Source organism: Catellatospora bangladeshensis (assembly GCF_016862575.1).
Taxonomy (GTDB): domain Bacteria; phylum Actinomycetota; class Actinomycetes; order Mycobacteriales; family Micromonosporaceae; genus Catellatospora; species Catellatospora bangladeshensis.
On sequence record NZ_BONF01000010.1, the window covers coordinates 287,125 to 305,581 of the forward strand.

The following is an 18,457-nucleotide window of genomic DNA, read 5'->3' on the forward strand; positions in this document are numbered from 1 at the left end:
GGCGTTCGCTGGGAGGATGCCGCGCATGACGGGGACGAAGGGTGAACACCGCGACGGCAGGTGGCGCGGCTGGGGAACGTGGCGGGTACTGCGTATCGCGCTGGTCGGCGCGTGGTGCCTGTGGGCGGTCGCAGCATGGTGGTCGGCGCCGCGTCCGGCGGAGGCCGACGACGCCCGCACGGACATCGCTGCCGGACAGGTGACGGTCTACCAGTGGGCCGACAAGTGGGAACGGCCAATGCTGTCCTCGTGGGGCACGGTGCCCGAACTTCGGTCGTGGGGCCACAACGGCCCCCTGTTCATCTGGCGCACGAACGAGGGACGCACGTACTACGCAGTGGCCGATGCCGCACCCGCCGACCGTCTCCTGGCCGGCGGCGGTGCCGAGCCGTCCCGCCCGCAGACGGAGGCGATCCGCGCGGCGGTGATGGCGTCGCTGCTGGACACCGCCCGGCCGCTGCACGGCGACATCCGCCCGGCCTCCCGCTACCTGCCGATGCTCATCGGCCTCATCTGCCTGGCCATCATCGTGAGGGGGCCGGCGCCCGCCCTCGGCACGCGGTGGTACTGGTTCTGGCTCACCACGGGGGTTCCCCTCGGACTGGGTGTGCTGGCCTGGCTGGCCATCGAACGCCCATGGTCAGCGCGGCCGGGCCCGATGTCCGAGCCTGACGTGGACAGCCGCCACCGGGGCCTGAGGGGACTTCTCATCGCCGTCGCGGCCTCGGTCGCCCTCGCCGCGCTGGGCTTAGTCCTCCGCGAGTTCTTCGGCACCTGGGCGTTCCCGGAACCGCTCGGCTGACCGGCGATCCGGTCGGGCCGGGCCCCTTCATCAGCTGAAGGGCGCCCGGCCCGGACCTTGGTCGCTCAGGGCTTGTCGATCAGCTCCGCGAGCGCGGCCTCGCCCTGAGCGAACACGGTCCCGCCGCTGCCGGTCGACATGATCCGGTGACAGCCGCCGAGCTCCACATAGTTCTGCGGGTCGAAGCCGCTCACCGAATGCACCAGTGCGAAGCGGCGCGCGTGCTCGGTGCACGGCTTCGGCGGCCCCGCCGCCAGCAGCGCCTGCTCGATCGCCACCCGCCGGTCCTCCGGCAGCACCGTCCCGTGGACGAACTCGCCCGCGCCGTCCCGGCCCTGCGCCACCTCGTACACACACACCCGGACCGGCCCGGACGGGAACGGCGTGGGTGTTCCCGGGCGAGGGCTGGACTCGGTCGTGGCCTGGAGGGCGATCACGTCCTTGTAGCTCTCGCTGCACCCGGACGCGGCGGCTTCGGCAGAGATCACCTCCCTGATCCGCCATGTCGCGACCGTGGTCGTCTGCAGTGCCCGCAGCGCCTGGGTGAACTCCGGCCGGGACGCGCGGCACCGCCCGAGCGGGATGCCCGGCCGGGTCCACCGCCCGTCCGCGTCGACGACCGCCAGCCACGGAGCGCCCGGGAGCATCGCGAAGCAGGGGCCTTCCGTCGCCGTGGGCTCATCCGGCAGGCGAAGTGCGGCCACGATGGCGGCCACGTCCTCGCCGCGCCGCTCGACGCCCATCATGTCCTCGCCGCCGTCGGGCCGCCGCTGCTGCTCCTGACCGCAGAGAACGACCGCGACGGGGACGAAGCCGTCGTCGAGACGCGGCAGGTCCGCGGCCTCATCCGCCGTCAGGTGGTAGCGCAGCAGACCCTGCTCCGGTGCCGTCCGCTCGCAGGAGACCCAGCGGCTCGGCTCGACGGAGGCTCCGAGCGTGGTGGCGGGCGTGGTGACGCCCCCGCCGAGCATCCGCACCCCGCCGAAGCCCAGCCCCACAGCGAGCACCAGGGCGAACGCGCTGCCCGCGAGCAGGCGCTGCCGCTGTCGGCCGACCCTCCGGGCCACCGCGCCCACCCGGTCCTCCGGCGCGGCCAGCACCGGCACGGCCCCGTTCAGCAGCCGCTTGATGTCCTCGTCCTCGGGTGTCATGTCACGGCCTCCCTGCGGCGAACAGTTCGAGATTCGGATCGGTACGCAAGGACCGCAGCGCGCGCAGCGACTGGACCTTGACCGTGTTCTCGGAGCAGCCGAGCACCTCGGCGGTGCGCTGCACCGACAGGTCCTCGACGTAGCGCAGCACCACCACCGCCCGCTGCTGCCTGCTGAGCCGGGCCAGCGCCCGCCGCACCGCGTCCCGGTCGGCGGACTCCCCCGCCGTGTCCCCGCCCGCCGACCGCTCCGGCGGGTCGCTGGGGATCTCCGCCCGCCACCGCCGCCGCCACCACGACACGTACGTGGTGAACAGCGCCTTGCGCGCGTACGCCTCCGGCTGCCCGCCGTCGGTGATCGAGGCCCAGCGCCGCCACAGGTCGGTCAGGACCGTCTGCAGCAGGTCCTCGGCCCGCCCGGCGTCACCGGTGAGCAGCCAGGCCGACCGCAGCAGCGCATCCGAGCGCGCGGCGACGAACTGGGCGAAGCCCTCCGGCGGCGCCGGTTCCCAGAGTCGTTGCATGTGTGAACCTCCCACCACCTGAACGCTCCGGGCGGCGGGTGAGGTTAACGCATCGGGTGGGCGAGCCGGCAACGGCGCGGCGCGCACAGGAGAAGGCCGTCCCAGCACCGGGCGAGCGGTGCCGGGACGGCTTCGACAGGAGCCTCACGCCTGGCAGCAGCACCTCCCCGTGCCCGCTGCCGCGTGCGTGTACAGCAGCTCGGCGACGTCGTGCGCCTGGTGCGAGGTGAGCGAGACCGAGCCGGTCGCGGTCTCGGCCTCCGGGGATGGGTAGACGACCAGGTCCCGGCGGCCGGAGTGGTGGCACACGATGGCCAGGCGCCGCCCGTCGGACGTGGTGAGGCTGAACCGCACGCCGATCCCGGGCAGGGCGGCACGTTCGATGAGTGTCACGGCATCTCCTCTCCCGCCGGCGGCCGGTCGCCCCGGCGGCTGCTGTCGGGCGCTCGCGGTCCGGGCGGGGACGCCGCGTGGCCGGACCAGCCCGTCCGGCTCATCGCGCCGCCCGCCCCGCCGTCGAGCAGGCGTACGGCGGCAGCGGCGAGCAGCAGCCCGGCGGCGAGCACCGTCCCGTCGCCCTGGGCCACGGCCACGCCCAGCACTACGAGCGCGGCGAGCAGCGTCAGCCCTGCTCGGGCCCGGCGGCGGGACGGCGGTGCCTTCGCTCTCGCGTCCTCGCGGGTGGACGGGTCTAGGTGAAGTAACGCAGCCATACGTACCCCCAGGCGATGATCGTCGTCACGACGGTCGTGACGATGCCGTATCTCGTGAACTGCCAGAACGTGATCGGCTGCCCCGCCTTCGCGGCGATGCCGAGCACGACGACGTTGGCGCTGGCGGCGACCGCGGTGCCGTTGCCGCCGAGGTCGGCGCCGAGCGCGAAGGCCCACCAGAGGTTGCGCCCGGTGGCCGGGTCGGGGCTCTGGGCCACCAGGTCTTCGACGATCGGGGACATCGTGGCGACGTAGGGGATGTTGTCGAAGAACGCGCCCAGCACCGCCGACCCGAAGATCAGGCCGGTCGCGGCGACCAGGTAGTCGGAGCCGACCGCGTCGGCGGTCCACTGCCCGATCCGGTGGATGACGCCGGTGTCGACCAGGCCGCCGACCATGACGAACAGGCCCATGAAGAACACGAGCGTGGACCACTCGACCTCGGCGAGGTACTGCGCCGTGTCGGCGCGGGACACCAGCACCATGAGACCGGCGCCGAGCAGCGCGATGATGGCCGGTTCGACGTGGATGACGGTGTGCAGGGTGAATCCGGCGGTGACCAGTCCGAGGACGATGAGGCAGCGGATCAGCAGCCGCCCGTCGGTGATCTTCTCGCGGGGGTCGAGCGCCGCGATGTCGGCGAACTTCTCCGGCCGGTACACGAACGACTTGCGGAACATCACCCGCGCCATCAGCACGAACACCGCGAACAGCACCACCGTGATCGGTGCCATGTGGATGAGGAAGTCGTTGAAGCTCAGCCCGGCCCGGCTGCCGATGATGATGTTCGGCGGGTCGCCGATGAGGGTGGCCGCGCCGCCGATGTTGGAGGCGAGCACCTCGGCGATCAGGTACGGCGCGGCGGGGATGCCGAGCTGGCGGCAGACCGAGATGGTGATCGGGGCGACGAGCATGACCGTGGTGACGTTGTCCAGGAACGGTGACGCCACCGCGGTGATGAGCATGAGCAGGACCATCAGCCGGTACGGGCGGCCGCGGGAGCGCTGGGCGGCCCAGACGCCGAGGTAGTCGAACACCCCGGTCTGCTTGATCACCCCAACGATGATCATCATGCCGAGCAGCAGGAAGATGACGTCCCAGTCGATGCCGGCGTGCGGGGAGTAGAAGACGTGCGAGCCGGGCACGAGCCCGAGCAGGGTCATCAGGCCGGCCGCGCCGAGCACGACGGCTACGCGGTGGACCTTCTCGGTGGCGATGAGCACGAACGCGACCGTGAAGATCGCGAGTGCCACGACGGCGGGCAGGTTGGTCACGCGCGCCCACCCGGCGGGCCGGTGTCCGCGTCGGCGGCGCGGTGGTGCGGGTCGGGTGGATTGGGCAAGCGCCTGCGATCGGTGGCGGGACGTGTCATCGGGTCCTCCTGAGGGTCGTCCCGTAGGCCCACTGCCTGCGGGTACGGTGGCGGGCCGGCCGGGAGGGGCCGGCCCGTGTCCATGCTCGGCCGCGAGGGTGTTCCGCGACCATGCGTGCCGCCACCCATAAGCACGTGGGGGTCACCCGCATTCGGGCCGGCGCCGCCGGAAATGGGTGGCAGTGCCCATTGCCGCCGGGCGCGGCGCGCGCTTGCCTTGGCGTGAGCGCGTGGCGGCCGTCCCGGGCCTGGTCGCGCGCGGTCCGCGTACGGCAAGAAGGGGATAGCGTCGTGGTGACGGAGGGACGGGCCTCGAACCGCGTCAGCCGGGCTGCCCGCGCGACAGCGATGATGCGGGCCCGCGAACGGCACGTCCCCGAGCCCCGTGGAGGGAGACGATCGGTGCCGCTGTTCTGGCGGATCTTCGCGCTCAACGCGGCCGTGCTGGTCGCGGCGACCGTGGTGCTGCTGCTCGGCCCGGTCACCGTGTCGACGCCGGTGGTGCTCACCGAGGCCCTGGTGCTGGCGGTGGGGCTGGCGCTGATGCTGGTCGCGAATGCGGCGTTGCTACGCGTCGGGCTGGCCCCGCTGCGCCGCCTCAGCCGCGCCATGAGCACCATCGACCTGCTCCAGCCCGCGCCGCGCCCGCTGGTGACCGGGCACTCCGGCATCGCCGACCTGATCCGGGCGTTCAACACGATGCTCGACCGGCTGGAGGCCGAGCGGGCCACCAGCACCGCCCGCGCGCTGTCGGCGCAGGAGGGCGAGCGCCGCCGGGTCGCCCAGGAGCTGCACGACGAGGTCGGCCAGACGCTCACCGCCGTGCTGCTCCAGCTGGAGCAGGCGGCGCGGCGCGCGCCCGAGCCGGTGCGGGCCGAGCTGCGCCAGGTGCAGGAGACGACCCGGGGCAGCCTCGACGAGATCCGCCGCATCGCCCGCCGCCTGCGTCCCGGCGTACTGGAGGAGCTGGGGCTCAACGCCGCGCTGAAGGCGCTGATCACGGAGGTGACCGGGCACACCGACCTGACGGTGACCCATCGGCTCGGCCCCGACCTGCCGCCGCTGGACGCCGAGACCGAGCTGGTGCTCTACCGGGTCGCGCAGGAGGGCCTGACCAACGCCGTCCGCCACGCCCGCGCCTCGGCGGTGGAGGTGTCCTTGCAGCGCCGAGGGCAGGACGTGGAGCTACGCGTCACCGACGACGGCCGGGGCGCGGCGGGCGCCGCCGAGGGCGCGGGCATCCGCGGGATGCGTGAGCGCGCGCTGCTCATCGGCGCCCAGCTGTCCGTCGACCGCAGCGCCACCGGCGGCACCGAGATCCGGCTGCGCGCCCCGATCCGCCAGGAGGGCCCGGCGACGTGAGCACACCCGTCCGCATCCTGCTCGCCGACGACCACGCGCTGGTACGCCGCGGCGTCCGGCTGATCCTCGACAGCGAACCCGACCTGACCGTGGTGGCCGAGGCCGGCGACGGCGCGGAGGCGATCGCGCTGGCCCGCACCGAGCGCCCCGACCTGGCGATCCTCGACATCGCCATGCCGCGGCTCACCGGCCTGCAGGCGGCGCGGGAGCTGTCGCGGCTGCTGCCGGGCATCCGCATCCTGATCCTGACCATGTACGACAACGAGCAGTTCTTCTTCGAGGCGCTGCGGGCCGGGGCCAGCGGCTACGTGCTCAAGTCGGTGGCCGACCGGGACCTGGTCGAGGCGTGCCGGGCGGCGATGCGCGACGAGCCGTTCCTCTACCCGGGCGCGGTCACCGCGCTGATCCGCGACTATCTGGACCGGGCGGCCCGGGGCGGCGAGCTGCCCGCGCGGGTGGTCACCGAGCGGGAGGAGGAGGTGCTCAAGCTGGTCGCCGAGGGCCACTCGTCCAAGGAGATCGCGGGGCTGCTGTTCATCAGCGTCAAGACCGTGGAGCGGCACCGCGCCAACCTGCTGCAGAAACTCGGGCTGCGGGACCGGCTCGAACTGACCCGCTACGCCATCCGGGCCGGTCTGATCGAGCCGTGACCCGGCTCAGTGCCGGACCAGGCCCGCGTAGTCGTCGCAGGTCAGCGGCTCCTCGGTGAGCGAGCCGTCCTCGCGGGGCACGCCGATGCGCGCGCCCTGCCGGGTGAACAGCACCCGGCTGATCTCCTGGCGGCTGGACAGGGTGCACACGAGCTGCGCGAACGGCAGCACGTCGTCGGCGCGGCCGGTGACCTCCAGCGCGGTGGACAGCTCCACGGTCGCCGAGCCGCCCGCGTCGGTGGCCGAGCTGATCGCGGTGACCCCCTGCAGCGCGCTGATGATCCCGGCGTCCTGCTCGGCCTGGGTGGGACCGGCGATCAGGTCGGCGACGAGCTGCTGCGCGTCGGGCCGGGTGGGCACCTTGCGCTCGACCGCGACCAGCAGGCCGTCGTGGACCAGGAACAGCCGCTCGACGACGGTGCCGGTCGCGGTCACGGCCGGGGCCGGGCTGCGCCGAACGGCGGGGGCGGTCTGCTCCATGACCCGGGCGGTGTCCTCGGCGGGCACCCCGCAGCCGGACAGGCCCCCCAGCAGCAGGAAGCCCCCGGCCAGGGCGGCGACGGCGCGGATCATGCGTCCTCCCGCGGCAGTACGACTCGGAACCGGGCCCCGCCGCCGGGCCGGTCCAGCACCTGCACCGTGCCGCCGTGCGCCGACACGTGCTGGGCGACCAGCGCCAGGCCCAGGCCGGTGCCCTCGGTGTTGCCGCGTGCCCCGGCCGAGCGGCCGCGCACGAACCGGTCGAAGATCGCGTCGCGGTCGGCGGGGCTGACGCCGGGGCCCTCGTCATCGACCTCCAGCACGTGCCCGCCGGGGTCCCGCCCGACCCGTACGGCGACCGCGCCGCCGCCGTGCGCCTGCGCGTTGTCGACGAGGTTGGCCAGCACCTGCTCGACGCGCCGCCGGTCCACCTGCCACAGCGCGCCCGCGTCCGGCGCGACCACCACCAGCTCGGCGGGCAGGCCGCGGCTGCGGCAGACCTGCCGGGCCAGCGCGGCGATGTCGGTCGCGGCCACGTCGGCGGGCTGGTCGCTGCGGGCCAGTTCGAGCAGGTCGGTGACGAGTTCCTGGAACCGGTCGACCTCCTCGACGAGCAGCCGCGCGGCCAGCCCGGTGCGCTCGTCGTAGTTCGCGCTGCGCCGCTGCAGCACGCTGGCGGCCGACGACAGCGTCTGCAGCGGCGAGCGCAGCTCGTGGCTCACGTCGGCGGCGAAGCGCCGGTCGCGCTCCATCCGGGCGGAGAGCTGGTCCACCATGCGGTTGAACGAGGCGGCGAGCCGGGCCAGGTCCGGTTCGGTCTCCGGGTCGAGGCGGGCGCTGAGCCGGCCGTCGGCGATGTCGCGGGCGGCGTCGGCCACCGTGCTCAGCGGGCGCAGCACGCGGCGGCTGGCGTACCAGCCCAGCAGCGCGCCCGCTCCGGCGGTGCCCGCGGCGGCCAGGGTGAGCACCAGCGCCAGCGCCTTCAGCGAGCGGTCCAGCTCGTGCAGGTAGTCGACCTCGTAGAGGGCCGTGGACGGGCCGAGCGGCACCCCGAACACCATGGCCGGGCGGTCGTTGATGCGCACCCGCTGCACCCCGGGCTCGCCCCGCTCGACGAGTGCGACCAGGCTGTCCGGCAGGTTGCGGGCCAGTCCGGAGTCGACCGTGCGGGAGTAGGGCACGCCCTCGCGCAGCAGCAGCGCCCGCCGGTTCGCGCCGGTGTCCAGCGAGCGCAGCACCTCCAGCTCGTCCGGATCGTCGCCGCTGAGACCGGCCCGCACGATGCCGGCGTCGGACAGGACCGCACGCCCGGCGCTGCGCTCCCGCTCGTCGAGCAGGTAGCGCTCGGTGACCTGGTACGACAGCAGCGCCATCGCCGCGGACACCAGCAGCGCCCCGACGGCGAAGCCCGCGGTGACCCGGGTGCGCAGGCCGGGGCGCCTCATCGCGGCATCTTGTAGCCGAGACCGCGTACGGTCACCAGCCGCTGCGGGCTGCCCGGGTTGTCCTCGATCTTCTGGCGCAGCCGTCCCACGTGCACGTCGACCAGGCGCTCGTCGCCGAAGTCGTACTCCCAGACGCGCTGCAGCAGCTGCTGGCGCGACAGCACCTGCCCGGCGTGCTCGGCCAGCTCGCTCAGCAGCCGGAACTCGGTGCGGGTCAGCGTCAGCTGCTCGCCGCGCAGCAGCACCTCGCCGGCCAGCGGCCGCACCTCCAGCTCGCCCAGCACCAGCTCGGCCGGCTGGGCGGCGGGCAGCGGCCGGGCCCGGCGGCGCAGCGCCCGCAGCCGCGCCGTCAGCTCCTTCGTCGCGGCGGGCTTGACCAGGTAGTCGTCGGCGCCCGCCTCCAGCGCCGCGACGATGTCGTGGGTGTCGTCGCGGGCGCTGATGACGACCACCGGCACGTCGTCGGTGCGGCGCAGCTCCCGGATGCACTGGAAGCCGTCGATACCGGGCAGCATCAGGTCGACCAGCACCGTGTCGGCCGGCTCGCGGCGCTGGCTGAGCAGGCCCTCCTCGGCCGTGGCCGCGGAGCGCACGACGTAGCCCTCGTCCTCCAGGGCCAGGGTCAGCGCCAGCCGGATCCGGTCGTCGTCCTCGATCACCAGTACCTCGAACACCGCGGCATCATGCCGCACCCCGGCCGGAGGTAAACAGGCCTGATCAGGCGTTCTTGGGGTTTGTCACAGAACTGTCATGCGTCCGCGAGGTTTTCGCCACACCGCGCCGCGATCGTTTGCCGCACCGTGACCGCAGGAGGTGGACGTGCCGTTTACGCACCGTGACATGCCGCGAAAGGGCTGCTCCGGCCGGAGGAGCCGGTGACCGCCGCGCTCCGGCTGCGCCTCTACTCCACCGCGCTCGGCCTCTACCTGACCGCGGGCGGGCGGCTCGACACGGCCAGCGCGCACCGGCTCACCACGACGATCGACCTGGCGCTGCGCCGGCTGCGCCCGTCCCGGCTGGTGCTCGACCTGCGCGACGTCGACCACATTGACGCCGCCGGGGTGGCCACCCTGATCGCGTGCCGCCGCGACGTCCGCGCGCGGGGCGCCGAGCTGCGCATCACCCAGCCGAGCGCCTGCGTACGGGCCACCGTGCGCGCCTGCGGCGCCGACGACCTGCTCGCGCCCGCCCCGGGGACCCGGCCGCAGCTGCCGCCCGCCGCCGCGCTGCGCCGCAGCCACCGCCCCGGACGGCACTGCCTGCGGCCGCCGCGGCTGGGCCGGCTGTCACTGTCGAGGCGGCCGCACCGGTGAACGCCTGTCACACAACTGTCACGGTTCCGCGGGGTGATCGCCGTACCCCCGCGGAAGGCTCGGTCCCGGCGGTGAGGGAGGCGGCAGTGGACGAGGCTCAGGCGGTGCCGGTGGTGCCGCTGGTCGAGGTGCGGGTGAACGGCGATCTGAATGCCCAGTCCGCCCCGGGCGTCAACGACATGCTGGAGGAGGCGCTCGCGCTGCACCCGCGCCGGCTGGTCATCGACCTGGCCGGCTGCGAGATGATCGACGCCGCGGGCATCCTGCTGCTGCTGGACACGCACCGGCGGGCGATGCGCGACGGCGGCTCGGTGGCGCTGCGCTCGCCGTCCGCCCGCGCCCAGCGCAACCTGCGGCTGGCCAAGGTCGACCGGGTGCTGCAGGTCATCGGCGCCGACGGCACGCTCACCCTGGGCGGCACCCAGCAGGCCGCGCTGTGAGCCGGGACCGCCGGGCGGGCCGCCGTGGCTGAGGACCTCCAGCTGCGGCTGGCCGGGCGCCCGAGCCCGGTGCAGCTCACCGCCGCCGGTGCGCTGCACGCCGACAACGCCCACCGGCTGCCGAAGTTCCTGGTCTCGCTGCTGCGTACGCGCCGGGTCGGCGCGGTGCGGCTGGACCTGCGGGCGGTGCGCCGCATCGACGACGTGGGCGTTGCCGCGGTGGTGCTGTGCGGGCGCGAGGCGGCCCGGCGCGGCATCCCGTTCACCCTGGACGGCTGCTCCCGAGTGGTGGCCGCGTCGCTGCGCGCATACGGCGCCGGGCATCTGCTGCCCGCCCGTCCGCGGCGCGGCATGCCACTGCGCGCGCCGCACACCGGGACCGTGTGCCCCGGCGCCGCGCCGGACGGCCGGCGCCTCCCCCCGGCGCCGGCCGTCCCCTTCGGACGGTCGTGGCTTCAGTGGCCGTGCCGGTGGCGGTAGCCGTCGCGTGGCGTGCGGTAGGGCGGTGACATCAGCGCCACGGAGCTGACGGCGACGCTGACGAGCAGCAGGATCGTGACGAGCAGGTTGATGATCATGTGGCCTCCCCCGGGCCGTGACCTTTCCTCCACGGTCACGCCCGACGCCGCCCCTGGTCAACCTCAGCTTTCTCACCCGTCACACACAGGAAGCTCACAGGTCAGGTGGCTAGCCTGGCGCTCCGAGGGGAGTACTTCGGCAAGTTCGCTCCGGACAGTACGGGCTGGTCATCCAGCCCCCGGATCGGCGCCCGCAGGCGGGTGAAGGAGACCTCAGACCGAAACGTCTGGGAGACCTCATGTCCGCGTCCGTCCTCGCCGCCCCGCTGCAGTCGATCGCCACGCCGACGCTGTGGGCGGTCACCATCGGCGTACTGCTGTTGCTGCTCGCCGTCGACTTCGTCGTCACCCGCCGCCCGCACGAGGTCGGCATGCGCGAGGCCGTCGGCTGGAGCGTCTTCTACCTCGCCCTGCCCGCCGTGTTCGGGCTGTTCGTGTGGTGGACCTACGGCTCCACGCCGGGCGTGGAGTTCTTCACCGGATACGTGGTCGAGAAGTCCCTGTCCGTGGACAACCTGTTCGTCTTCATGCTGCTGCTGTCGGCGTTCGCGGTGCCCGCCGCGCTGCGCCAGCGGGTGCTGCTGTACGGCATCGTCGGCGCGCTGGTGCTGCGCGCGATCTTCATCGCGGCGGGCGCCGCCGTGCTGCAGACCGGCACCTGGGCGTTCCTGCTGTTCGGCGCGGTGCTGCTGGTGACCGCGGTGAAGGTGATGCGCGACGCGACCCGCGACGAGGAGCACCACGTCAACATCGGCGACCTGCGCAGCGTACGCCTGCTGCGCCGCCTGATGCCGGTGACCGAGCAGTACCACGGCTCGAAGCTGACCGTGCGCCTGGACGGCGTGCGGACGCTGACGCCGATGGCGCTGGTCGTCGCCGCCGTGTTCATGACCGACGTGGTGTTCGCGGTCGACTCCGTCCCGGCCGTGTACGGCGTCACCGAGGACCCGTACCTGGTCTTCGCGACCAACGCGTTCGCCCTGCTCGGCCTGCGCGCGCTGTACTTCGTGCTGCACAACGCCCTGGGCGCGCTGCGCTACCTCAACCACGGCCTCGCGCTGATCCTCGCCTTCATCGGCGTCAAGCTGGTGCTGCACTGGGCGCACACGGTGTGGCCCGCGGTGCCGGACGTGCCGACCCTGCTATCGCTGGGCGTCATCCTGGGCGTGCTGACCGTCGTGATCGTGGCCAGCGTGCTCGCCAACCGGCGGGACCGCCGCAGCGCCCTCGCCGCCGAGGCCGCGCTCGCCGTGGACGGATCCCGCGGGGACACCGTCAGCCGCACCGGAGCCTGATCAGGGCTGCCGCCGGTCCGGGCGCCGCCACGCCAGGCGCGCCCGGACCGCCCGCGCGGCCGGGAGTCGGCTGGTAGACAGTTGCCGTTGTCGATACCGGCTACCGTGCGCGTCGTGACCGTCCTCATGATGTTCGCTGCCTGCTACGGCGTATGGCAGCTCACGATGCTCGCCTCGGCGACGCGCACGGTACGGATGCCGCTGCTGATCCTCGGCGTGGTGACCGGCCTCTACGGGGCCGGCATGCTCGCCCTGGGCCTGCAGCTGGCCTACACCCGCGGCGTGGCCGCGCTCACCGGCGACTCCGTGGCCGAGATCGTCCGGACGGCCAGCTACACCACGGACCCGCTCATCGAGGAGCTGGCCAAGGTGGCGCCGTTCGCCCTGCTCGCGCTGCTGCACCGCAAGGTGCGCGCGCAGTGGGGCCTCACCGACTTCCTGCTGCTCGGCGCGGCGAGCGGGGCCGGGTTCGCGCTCGTCGAGCAGCTCCTGCGGCACGCCGGCGAGGCCGCGAACGCGGGCGCGGGCGGGCCGGTCCAGGGCTGGACGATCATGCGGGGCTTCAGCTTCCTCCAGGTCTGGGGCCTGCCCGACCTGCTGACCTCGTGGCTGCCGACCCCGGTGTCCTACCTCGACGCGTTCGGCACCGACACGCCCAGCCCGGACACCAACCTGCACCTGGTGTGGAGCGCGCTGGCCGGGCTCGGGCTCGGCCTGCTGATCCGGGGCAGCGCGCTGCAGCGCCTGGCCGGGGCGGCGCTGATCGTGTTCCCGTGGCTGGACCACGCCGCGTTCAACCACGACGTGGTCAACCCCGAGGAGGGCGGGTTCATCGGCGTGGTCGCCGGGCCGCTGGCCTTCCTGCGGCACGCGCTGTGGCTGTACCCGCTGATCGCGCTGGGCGCCGCGACGTTCCTGGACCGGCGTACGCTGCTCGCGGCCAAGCGCGCCTGGCCGGACACGCTCACCGAGCCGGAGCGGGCCGGGCGTCCCGCGTTCGCGGCGCTGAGCGGGTTCGCGTTCGCCGGGCTGCCGTGGACGCCGTACCCGGCCTGGGTGTACGTGCTGACCCGGCGCGCCGCGCTGTACGGCCACGGCCGGACCGGCGAGGACGACCCGATGCGGCGCGCCGTCGCCGAGGCCACCACCGCCCTCGACGAGTCCCGCAGCGCCGAGGCGTGGCGCGGGGCCGGGCTGCGCCGCCGCGCGGGGGTGACGCCGCCGCGCGGGCTGAAGGCGTACCTGCCGCTGCTGCTCTGGCTCGTGCTGCTGGTGCCCGCGGTGCTGTACTTCCTGCCCGGCGGCCTGCCCACCTTCTCCGGGGTGCAGGAGCTGCTCGGCTCGTCGTTCGTCTTCCCGCTGGTGATGGCTGGTGCGGTGGCGGGGCTGATCTGGCTCGGCTGGCAGCTGGTGGTCATCGTCCGGCGGCTGCGGCCGTTGCTGGCCGTGCCGGCCGCGTACGGCGCCGTCACCGCCGAGCTGCGCCTGCTCACCGGCCTCGGCAGCCTCACCGCCGCGGCGAGCAGCCTGCTGTTGGGCCTGGCCGCGGGCGGCTCGGCCGACCGGCCGATCCTGCCGGCGCACATCCTCGACGCCATCAGCAACACGCTGTTCATCGCGTCGCTGCTGCTGGCCATGCTCGCCATGGTGTGGTTCCCGCCGTTCGGCATGGCCGCGCTGGCCGGGGGCGGGTTCGAGATCGTCATGACCGCCGCGGCGGGCAAGTTCCTGGCCACGCTGGGCGCGGCGGGCGCGATGGCGATCCTGGCGATGATGATGGGCGGCAGTGGCAGCGGGGGCCGGGGCGACGACTACTGGGAGGAGAAGTACGGCCAGGACGATCCGCCGCCGCGCCGGGAGCGCATCAGCGACGCCAACAAGGCCGAGCTGGAGGACTCCGGCTGGCTCAAGAACAAGATCAAGGACCCGCAGACGCGCCGCGACTTCATGAAGTGGCTGGAGCAGGGACACAAGCAGGGTGAGGCGCACGAGCACCTGCGCCCCGGCTCGCCGGAGGCCGAGGCCAAGCTCGCGGAGTTCCTCGCCGAGATGCTCTGACCGGAGAGTTAAGAAGGGCACCTTCTTCTACGCATAGCGTTAAGAAGGTGCCCTTCCTTTTAGGAGAGGGGTTGCCACCAGGGGTCGAGGGTGGGTGGGGTGTCGACGTCGACGCGCTCGCCGGGGCGGGGGACGGCGAGGGGGACGTCGTGGGCCTTGCACTCGGCCCAGACGCGGTCGACGGGTTCGGACCAGGCGTGCAGGGCCAGGTTGAAGGTGGCCCAGTGGACGGGGATGAGGAGGTTGCCGCGCAGGTCGAGGTGTGCGGCCACGGCTTCCTCGGGGAACATGTGGATCTCGGGCCAGCCCTTGTCGTAGGCGCCGATCTGCATGAGGGTGGCGTCGAAGGGGCCGTGGCGCTCGCCGATCGCGGCGTAGCCGTCGAAGTAGCCGGAATCGCCGGTGTAGAAGACCCGGCGGTGCTCGCCCGCGACCACCCAGGAGCTCCACAGGGTGCCGTTGCGGCGCAGCGTACGGCCGGAGAAGTGGCGGGCCTCGGTGGCGGTGAGGGTCAGCCCGGCGACATCGGCGCTCTCCTCCCAGTCCAGCTCGATGATGCGGGACTCGGGCACGCCCCAGCGGGCCAGGTGCGCGCCCACGCCCAGCGGCACCAGGAACGGTGCTTGCTGGCTGCGGTTGAGCGCCTGGATGGTGGGCATGTCGAGGTGGTCGTAGTGGTCGTGGGAGATGACGATCGCGTCGAGCCGGGGCACGTCGGCCAGCGCGACGGGCATCGCGTGCAGCCGCTTCGGGCCGACGCCCGGGGTCGGCGAGCACCGGTCGCTCCACACCGGGTCGAGCAGCACCCGCCTGCCCTCGATCTCGACGAGCACGGTGGCGTGGCCGTACCAGGTCAGGTGCAGGCCGGACGCGGCGGTGGCGGCGGGCGGCTCGGTGACCAGCGGCACCGGGCCGGACGGCCGCCGCTTCTCGCCACCGGTGAGGAACTCGCGGACCGACGGGCGGCTGTCCCCGCCGACCATGGTTCGGGTCTGCATCGTGTTGTGGAAGGCGCCGTCGCGGTAGTGCGGCGAGCGCCGCACGCGCTCCGCGCGGGCTCCGGTGGGCTGGGCGCCCAGGGCGGCGAGGATGGTCATCGAATCGTCCTAAACGGTCGGTGGGTTCAGACTGGGTACGTGACGCCGGTGAGCTGGAGCGACTCCTGCCACAGGCGGCGCTGGGCGAGCTTGTCGTGCGAGCGGGCGGACGAGGCGACGCGGCGCGGATGGCCCTTGACCTCGCCGAGCCCGTCGGGGCCGTAGTACTCGCCGCCGCGCACGTCCAGGTCCGTGGCGGCGCGCAGGGTGGGCAGCGCGCCCTGCGCGGCACTCTGGCTGAGCAGCGGGCCGACGATCGGGAACAGAGCCCGGATCAGCGGCGGCGAGTTGCGGACCAGCTCGGTGGCCGAGCCGCCGGGGTGCGCCGCGACGGCTGCCGTGTCCACCCCCGCGACCTCCAGGCGGCGCTGCAGCTCGTACGTGAACATCAGGTTGGCCAGCTTCGACTGCGCGTAGGCGCGGTGGCGGCCGTACCCGCGCTCGGACTGGAGGTCGTCGAAGTCGATCCGGCCGCTGCGGTGGCCGATGCTGCTGACGGTGACCACGCGGGAGCCCGCCACGGGCAGCAGCCGGTCCAGCACCAGCCCGGTGAAGGCGAAATGGCCCAGGTGGTTGGTGCCGAACTGCAGCTCGAACCCGTCGGCGGTGGTGCTGCGCGGCGGCCACATCACGCCCGCATTGTTCACCAGCAGGTCCACCTCGGGGTGGCGTTCGCGCAGCTCGGCGGCGGCGGCGCGGACGGAGGCGAGGTCGGACAGGTCCAGCGCGAGCGTCTGCACCCGCGCGCCGGGCGCGGCGGCCTCGATGCGGGCCACGGCGTCGGCGGCCCGGCGCGGGTCGCGGCAGGCGAGCACCACGGTCGCGCCGTGGGCGGCGAGCACCTGGGCGGTCTCGTAGCCGAGGCCGGTGTTGGCGCCGGTGATCACGGCGACCCGGCCGGTCTGGTCGGGCACATCGGCCGCGGTCCAGCGGCGGGCCCTGGTGGCTGTCGGGGTCATCGGCGGAACTCCTCGGGCATATAATCGGAACGTGCGCCCCACTTACTATACGGAACGTTCGCTCCGGTTAGCCAGTGACCCAGGTCTCCCCGTCCGGGTGACGCCGTGAGCGACCGTTCCGGCACGGTGGAGCCCGTGAAGCCGCTGCGCGCCGACGCCCGCCGCAACCGCGCCAAGGTGCTCCAGGTCGCCTACGAGGTGTTCGCCGCGGAAGGGCTGGGCGTGCCCATCGACGAGATCGCGCGCCGGGCCGGGGTCGGCGCGGGCACGGTCTACCGCCACTTCCCCACCAAGGAGGCCCTCTACCGGGCGATCGTGGTGGACCGGGTCGAGCACCTGGTGGCCACCGCCCGCGAGCTGGCCGCCACACAAGCCCCCGGCGAGGCCTTCTACGCCTTCTTCGACCTGATGACCACCGAGGGCGCCACCGACAAGGGCCTGGCCGACGCGCTGGCCGGAGAGGGCATCGACCTGGGCGACGTGATGCCCGAGCACGAGCGCGCGTTCAAGGACGCGCTGGGCCAGCTGCTGAGACTCGCCCAGGCCGCCGGGACGGTGCGGCCCGACGTCACCGTCGCCGACGTCAAGACGCTCATGGTCGGCTGCCAGGCGATGCAGCGCTACGGCGGGGACGCCGCCCCGGAGCGCGTGCTCGGCGTGGTGCGCGAGGGCCTGCGCCCCTGAACCACGGCGAGCCGCCTGCCCGAGCGCCCGCGGCACGGCACGATGGGCACGTGGACGCAGCATCGCCCAGGATCGTGGTGGTAACCGGAGCCAACCGGGGCATCGGCCGGGAGGTCGTCCGGCAGCTCTACGCCCGCGGCGACACCGTCGTGCTCGGCTCCCGCGACCACACCAAGGGCGCCCAGGCCGCCGAGGAGATCACCGCCGGGCAGGACGGCGGGCAGCTGCTCGCGCTGCACATGGACGTCACCGACCCGGCCGTCCTGCGCTCGGCCGCGGCCACCGTCGGGGAGCGGTTCGGCCGGGTCGACGTACTGGTCAACAACGCCGCGATCCTCTACGACACCTGGCAGTCGGCCGTCACCGCCGACCTGGACACGGTGCGCGCGGCGCTGGAGACCAACCTGCTCGGCGCCTGGCAGACCACCCTGGCGCTGCTGCCGCTGCTGCGCGTGGGGCAGCGCCCGCGCATCGTCAACGTGTCCAGCGAGGCCGGGTCGCTGGAGACCATGGGCACGGGCGCGCCCGCGTACGCCGTGTCGAAGACCGCGCTCAACGCGCTGACCCGCCAGCTCGCCGTCGAGCTTTCCACCAGCGGCATCCTGGTCAACGCGGTCTGTCCGGGGTGGATCGCCACGGACATGGGCGGGCCGGGCGGGCGCCCGGTCGCCGAGGGCGCGGCGAGCGTGCTGTGGGCGGCCGACCTGCCCGAGAACGGCCCGACCGGCGGCTTCTTCCGGCACGGCGTGCCGCTGCCGTGGTGACGACAGGTGCCGGGGAGGCGCGCCCCGCCGAGTTCACCGCGGCGGTGCGCGCCTTCCTCGGCAGGGTCACTTCCCGTACGTGACGTAGTCCTGGTCGTCGTCCGGCGGGCTGCCCAGCGAGCAGATCTTGCCGTACTTGGCCAGCACCAGGCGGCCGTCACGGGCGTCGGACTCGTCGTCGAACACGTGCAGCACGTGGTCGTCGTCCTTGACCCGCCAGCCGTGCCCGCTGCCCATGTCGTTGACCTGGAGGTTGCCGCGGTCGTACGACGAGCAGGCCTCGTCCTCGCCGGGGATGGTGGTGCGCTTGCCGGACGAGTCGCGCCAGTAGTCGAAGACGTAGGCGTTCTCGTCCTCGCGCCCGTTGCCGCGGCCGATGAAGCAGTGCCGCTTGTAGCGCTGGGCCAGGGCCAGACCCTGCTCGCCGATCTGCTCGCCCGGCCCGCCGTGCAGGCGGGCGACCACCTTGGACCCGTCGCGGACCTCGTGGATGCCGGCCTCGTAGTGCACCGTCAGGTTGTTCGGGTTGTAGGAGACGCAGTCGGCCGGCGACGGCCACGACGGGGCCGCCGGGGACGGCCGGGCGGAGGTGCGGGCCGGGGACGGCGCGGCCGAGGTCGCCGGGGCGGCCGACGGGCTCATCACGCTGGAGAACGTCGGCGGTGCGGTGACCGGGTCACCGCCCTTGCCGCCGCAGGCGGTGCCGGCGGCCAGCACGCAGGCCGCGATCAGGATCAGGCGAGGGGTTCGGCGCATGCCTGGATGGTAGGG

22 protein-coding genes are annotated in these 18,457 nt (G+C 73.6%); 10 read left to right on the plus strand and 12 right to left on the minus strand.

Going from position 1 to position 18,457, the window contains the following annotated elements:
* The first annotated feature begins 25 nt into the window (after nt 1-25).
* Complete coding sequence (locus Cba03nite_RS10425) at nt 26-802, plus strand: hypothetical protein (protein WP_203744633.1); 777 nt, start codon at nt 26-28, stop codon at nt 800-802.
* A gap of 65 nt (nt 803-867) precedes the next feature.
* Here Cba03nite_RS10425 and Cba03nite_RS10430 read toward each other — a convergent pair whose 3' ends face one another.
* The 5 genes from Cba03nite_RS10430 to Cba03nite_RS10450 all read right to left on the minus strand — a co-directional run bounded on the left by Cba03nite_RS10430 (nt 868) and on the right by Cba03nite_RS10450 (nt 4,463).
* Nucleotides 868-1,953: a hypothetical protein gene (locus Cba03nite_RS10430; protein WP_203744635.1), complete on the minus strand. Its 1,086-nt coding sequence runs from the start codon at nt 1,951-1,953 to the stop codon at nt 868-870.
* A 1-nt stretch (nt 1,954) separates the two neighbouring features.
* Nucleotides 1,955-2,476: a SigE family RNA polymerase sigma factor gene (locus Cba03nite_RS10435; protein ID WP_203744637.1), complete on the minus strand. Its 522-nt coding sequence runs from the start codon at nt 2,474-2,476 to the stop codon at nt 1,955-1,957.
* A gap of 144 nt (nt 2,477-2,620) precedes the next feature.
* A complete protein-coding gene (locus tag Cba03nite_RS10440; protein WP_203744639.1) occupies nt 2,621-2,869 on the minus strand; it encodes a cation:proton antiporter regulatory subunit in 249 nt (82 codons plus the stop codon).
* Nucleotides 2,866-3,189, minus strand: coding sequence for a hypothetical protein (locus Cba03nite_RS10445; protein ID WP_203744641.1), 324 nt, complete (start codon nt 3,187-3,189; stop codon nt 2,866-2,868). The genes Cba03nite_RS10440 and Cba03nite_RS10445 overlap by 4 nt, the downstream gene beginning before the upstream one ends.
* On the minus strand, nt 3,168-4,463 hold the full coding sequence (locus tag Cba03nite_RS10450) for an ArsB/NhaD family transporter (RefSeq protein WP_239125617.1): 1,296 nt from the start codon (nt 4,461-4,463) through the stop codon (nt 3,168-3,170). The genes Cba03nite_RS10445 and Cba03nite_RS10450 overlap by 22 nt, the downstream gene beginning before the upstream one ends.
* Nucleotides 4,464-4,963: 500 nt before the next feature.
* Here Cba03nite_RS10450 and Cba03nite_RS10455 point away from each other — a divergent pair, with 500 nt between their 5' ends.
* Nucleotides 4,964-5,923, plus strand: coding sequence for a HAMP domain-containing sensor histidine kinase (locus Cba03nite_RS10455; protein WP_203744643.1), 960 nt, complete (start codon nt 4,964-4,966; stop codon nt 5,921-5,923).
* Nucleotides 5,920-6,573, plus strand: a complete 654-nt coding sequence (locus tag Cba03nite_RS10460; RefSeq protein ID WP_203744645.1) for a response regulator transcription factor — start codon at nt 5,920-5,922, stop codon at nt 6,571-6,573. The genes Cba03nite_RS10455 and Cba03nite_RS10460 overlap by 4 nt, the downstream gene beginning before the upstream one ends.
* Nucleotides 6,574-6,579: 6 nt before the next feature.
* Here the strand turns inward: Cba03nite_RS10460 and Cba03nite_RS10465 are convergent, their stop codons facing one another.
* From Cba03nite_RS10465 to Cba03nite_RS10475, 3 genes are read right to left on the minus strand one after another with little or no spacing between them, the layout of a single operon-like run.
* The gene (locus tag Cba03nite_RS10465; RefSeq protein ID WP_203744647.1) at nt 6,580-7,146 is read right to left on the minus strand and encodes a GerMN domain-containing protein; all 567 of its coding nucleotides are present in this window, start codon (nt 7,144-7,146) and stop codon (nt 6,580-6,582) included.
* Nucleotides 7,143-8,498, minus strand: a complete 1,356-nt coding sequence (locus tag Cba03nite_RS10470; protein ID WP_203744648.1) for a HAMP domain-containing sensor histidine kinase — start codon at nt 8,496-8,498, stop codon at nt 7,143-7,145. Before Cba03nite_RS10470 ends, Cba03nite_RS10465 begins: the two co-directional genes overlap by 4 nt.
* On the minus strand, nt 8,495-9,172 hold the full coding sequence (locus Cba03nite_RS10475) for a response regulator transcription factor (RefSeq protein WP_203744650.1): 678 nt from the start codon (nt 9,170-9,172) through the stop codon (nt 8,495-8,497). The genes Cba03nite_RS10470 and Cba03nite_RS10475 overlap by 4 nt, the downstream gene beginning before the upstream one ends.
* Before the next feature lie 201 nt (nt 9,173-9,373).
* Between Cba03nite_RS10475 and Cba03nite_RS10480 the strand changes: the two genes are divergently transcribed.
* The 3 genes from Cba03nite_RS10480 (at nt 9,374) to Cba03nite_RS10490 (ending at nt 10,731) form a co-directional block, all read left to right on the plus strand.
* Entirely contained in the window at nt 9,374-9,811 is a 438-nt protein-coding gene (locus tag Cba03nite_RS10480) for an STAS domain-containing protein (protein ID WP_203744652.1), read from the plus strand.
* An 86-nt stretch (nt 9,812-9,897) separates the two neighbouring features.
* A complete protein-coding gene (locus tag Cba03nite_RS10485; protein WP_203744654.1) occupies nt 9,898-10,251 on the plus strand; it encodes an STAS domain-containing protein in 354 nt (117 codons plus the stop codon).
* 24 nt (nt 10,252-10,275) lie between these two features.
* Nucleotides 10,276-10,731 carry an STAS domain-containing protein gene (locus Cba03nite_RS10490; protein WP_203744656.1) on the plus strand — a complete coding sequence of 152 codons (456 nt, stop codon included), beginning with the start codon at nt 10,276-10,278 and terminating at the stop codon, nt 10,729-10,731.
* Here the strand turns inward: Cba03nite_RS10490 and Cba03nite_RS40270 are convergent.
* A complete protein-coding gene (locus Cba03nite_RS40270) occupies nt 10,707-10,829 on the minus strand; it encodes a hypothetical protein (RefSeq protein ID WP_275411570.1) in 123 nt (40 codons plus the stop codon). The two genes, Cba03nite_RS10490 and Cba03nite_RS40270, sit on opposite strands and share 25 nt — an antisense overlap.
* 239 nt (nt 10,830-11,068) lie before the next feature.
* Here Cba03nite_RS40270 and Cba03nite_RS10495 point away from each other — a divergent pair, with 239 nt between their 5' ends.
* Both Cba03nite_RS10495 and Cba03nite_RS10500 read left to right on the plus strand, forming a co-directional pair.
* Nucleotides 11,069-12,124, plus strand: coding sequence for a TerC/Alx family metal homeostasis membrane protein (locus Cba03nite_RS10495; RefSeq protein ID WP_203744658.1), 1,056 nt, complete (start codon nt 11,069-11,071; stop codon nt 12,122-12,124).
* Nucleotides 12,125-12,238: 114 nt separating this feature from the next.
* Nucleotides 12,239-14,182 (plus strand): PrsW family intramembrane metalloprotease, encoded by a 1,944-nt coding sequence (locus tag Cba03nite_RS10500; RefSeq protein ID WP_203744660.1) that lies wholly within the window; start codon nt 12,239-12,241, stop codon nt 14,180-14,182.
* 59 nt (nt 14,183-14,241) lie between these two features.
* Here Cba03nite_RS10500 and Cba03nite_RS10505 read toward each other — a convergent pair whose 3' ends face one another.
* Together Cba03nite_RS10505 and Cba03nite_RS10510 are read right to left on the minus strand one after the other, a co-directional pair.
* Entirely contained in the window at nt 14,242-15,279 is a 1,038-nt protein-coding gene (locus Cba03nite_RS10505; protein ID WP_203744662.1) for an MBL fold metallo-hydrolase, read from the minus strand.
* 26 nt (nt 15,280-15,305) lie between these two features.
* Nucleotides 15,306-16,238 (minus strand): SDR family NAD(P)-dependent oxidoreductase, encoded by a 933-nt coding sequence (locus Cba03nite_RS10510; RefSeq protein ID WP_203744664.1) that lies wholly within the window; start codon nt 16,236-16,238, stop codon nt 15,306-15,308.
* A gap of 105 nt (nt 16,239-16,343) precedes the next feature.
* Here Cba03nite_RS10510 and Cba03nite_RS10515 point away from each other — a divergent pair, with 105 nt between their 5' ends.
* Both Cba03nite_RS10515 and Cba03nite_RS10520 read left to right on the plus strand, forming a co-directional pair.
* Complete coding sequence (locus Cba03nite_RS10515; protein WP_239125618.1) at nt 16,344-16,922, plus strand: TetR/AcrR family transcriptional regulator; 579 nt, start codon at nt 16,344-16,346, stop codon at nt 16,920-16,922.
* Nucleotides 16,923-16,972: 50 nt separating this feature from the next.
* Nucleotides 16,973-17,686, plus strand: a complete 714-nt coding sequence (locus tag Cba03nite_RS10520; protein WP_203744666.1) for an SDR family NAD(P)-dependent oxidoreductase — start codon at nt 16,973-16,975, stop codon at nt 17,684-17,686.
* Between the two features lie 66 nt (nt 17,687-17,752).
* Here the strand turns inward: Cba03nite_RS10520 and Cba03nite_RS10525 are convergent, their stop codons facing one another.
* Nucleotides 17,753-18,442: a hypothetical protein gene (locus Cba03nite_RS10525; protein WP_203744668.1), complete on the minus strand. Its 690-nt coding sequence runs from the start codon at nt 18,440-18,442 to the stop codon at nt 17,753-17,755.
* Nucleotides 18,443-18,457: the final 15 nt, after the last annotated feature.

Bases quoted from the DNA above. Each gene is read 5' to 3' on its own strand.
- Cba03nite_RS10505 (WP_203744662.1), bottom strand. From the start codon at position 15,279: ATGACCATCCTCGCCGCCCTGGGCGCCCAGCCCACCGGAGCCCGCGCG.
- Cba03nite_RS10445 (WP_203744641.1), bottom strand. From the start codon at position 3,189: ATGGCTGCGTTACTTCACCTAGACCCGTCCACCCGCGAGGACGCGAGA.
- Cba03nite_RS10435 (WP_203744637.1), bottom strand. From the start codon at position 2,476: ATGCAACGACTCTGGGAACCGGCGCCGCCGGAGGGCTTCGCCCAGTTC.
- Cba03nite_RS10510 (WP_203744664.1), bottom strand. From the start codon at position 16,238: ATGACCCCGACAGCCACCAGGGCCCGCCGCTGGACCGCGGCCGATGTG.
- Cba03nite_RS10430 (WP_203744635.1), bottom strand. From the start codon at position 1,953: ATGACACCCGAGGACGAGGACATCAAGCGGCTGCTGAACGGGGCCGTG.
- Cba03nite_RS10525 (WP_203744668.1), bottom strand. From the start codon at position 18,442: ATGCGCCGAACCCCTCGCCTGATCCTGATCGCGGCCTGCGTGCTGGCC.
- Cba03nite_RS10465 (WP_203744647.1), bottom strand. From the start codon at position 7,146: ATGATCCGCGCCGTCGCCGCCCTGGCCGGGGGCTTCCTGCTGCTGGGG.
- Cba03nite_RS10470 (WP_203744648.1), bottom strand. From the start codon at position 8,498: ATGAGGCGCCCCGGCCTGCGCACCCGGGTCACCGCGGGCTTCGCCGTC.
- Cba03nite_RS40270 (WP_275411570.1), bottom strand. From the start codon at position 10,829: ATGATCATCAACCTGCTCGTCACGATCCTGCTGCTCGTCAGCGTCGCC.
- Cba03nite_RS10425 (WP_203744633.1), top strand. From the start codon at position 26: ATGACGGGGACGAAGGGTGAACACCGCGACGGCAGGTGGCGCGGCTGG.
- Cba03nite_RS10495 (WP_203744658.1), top strand. From the start codon at position 11,069: ATGTCCGCGTCCGTCCTCGCCGCCCCGCTGCAGTCGATCGCCACGCCG.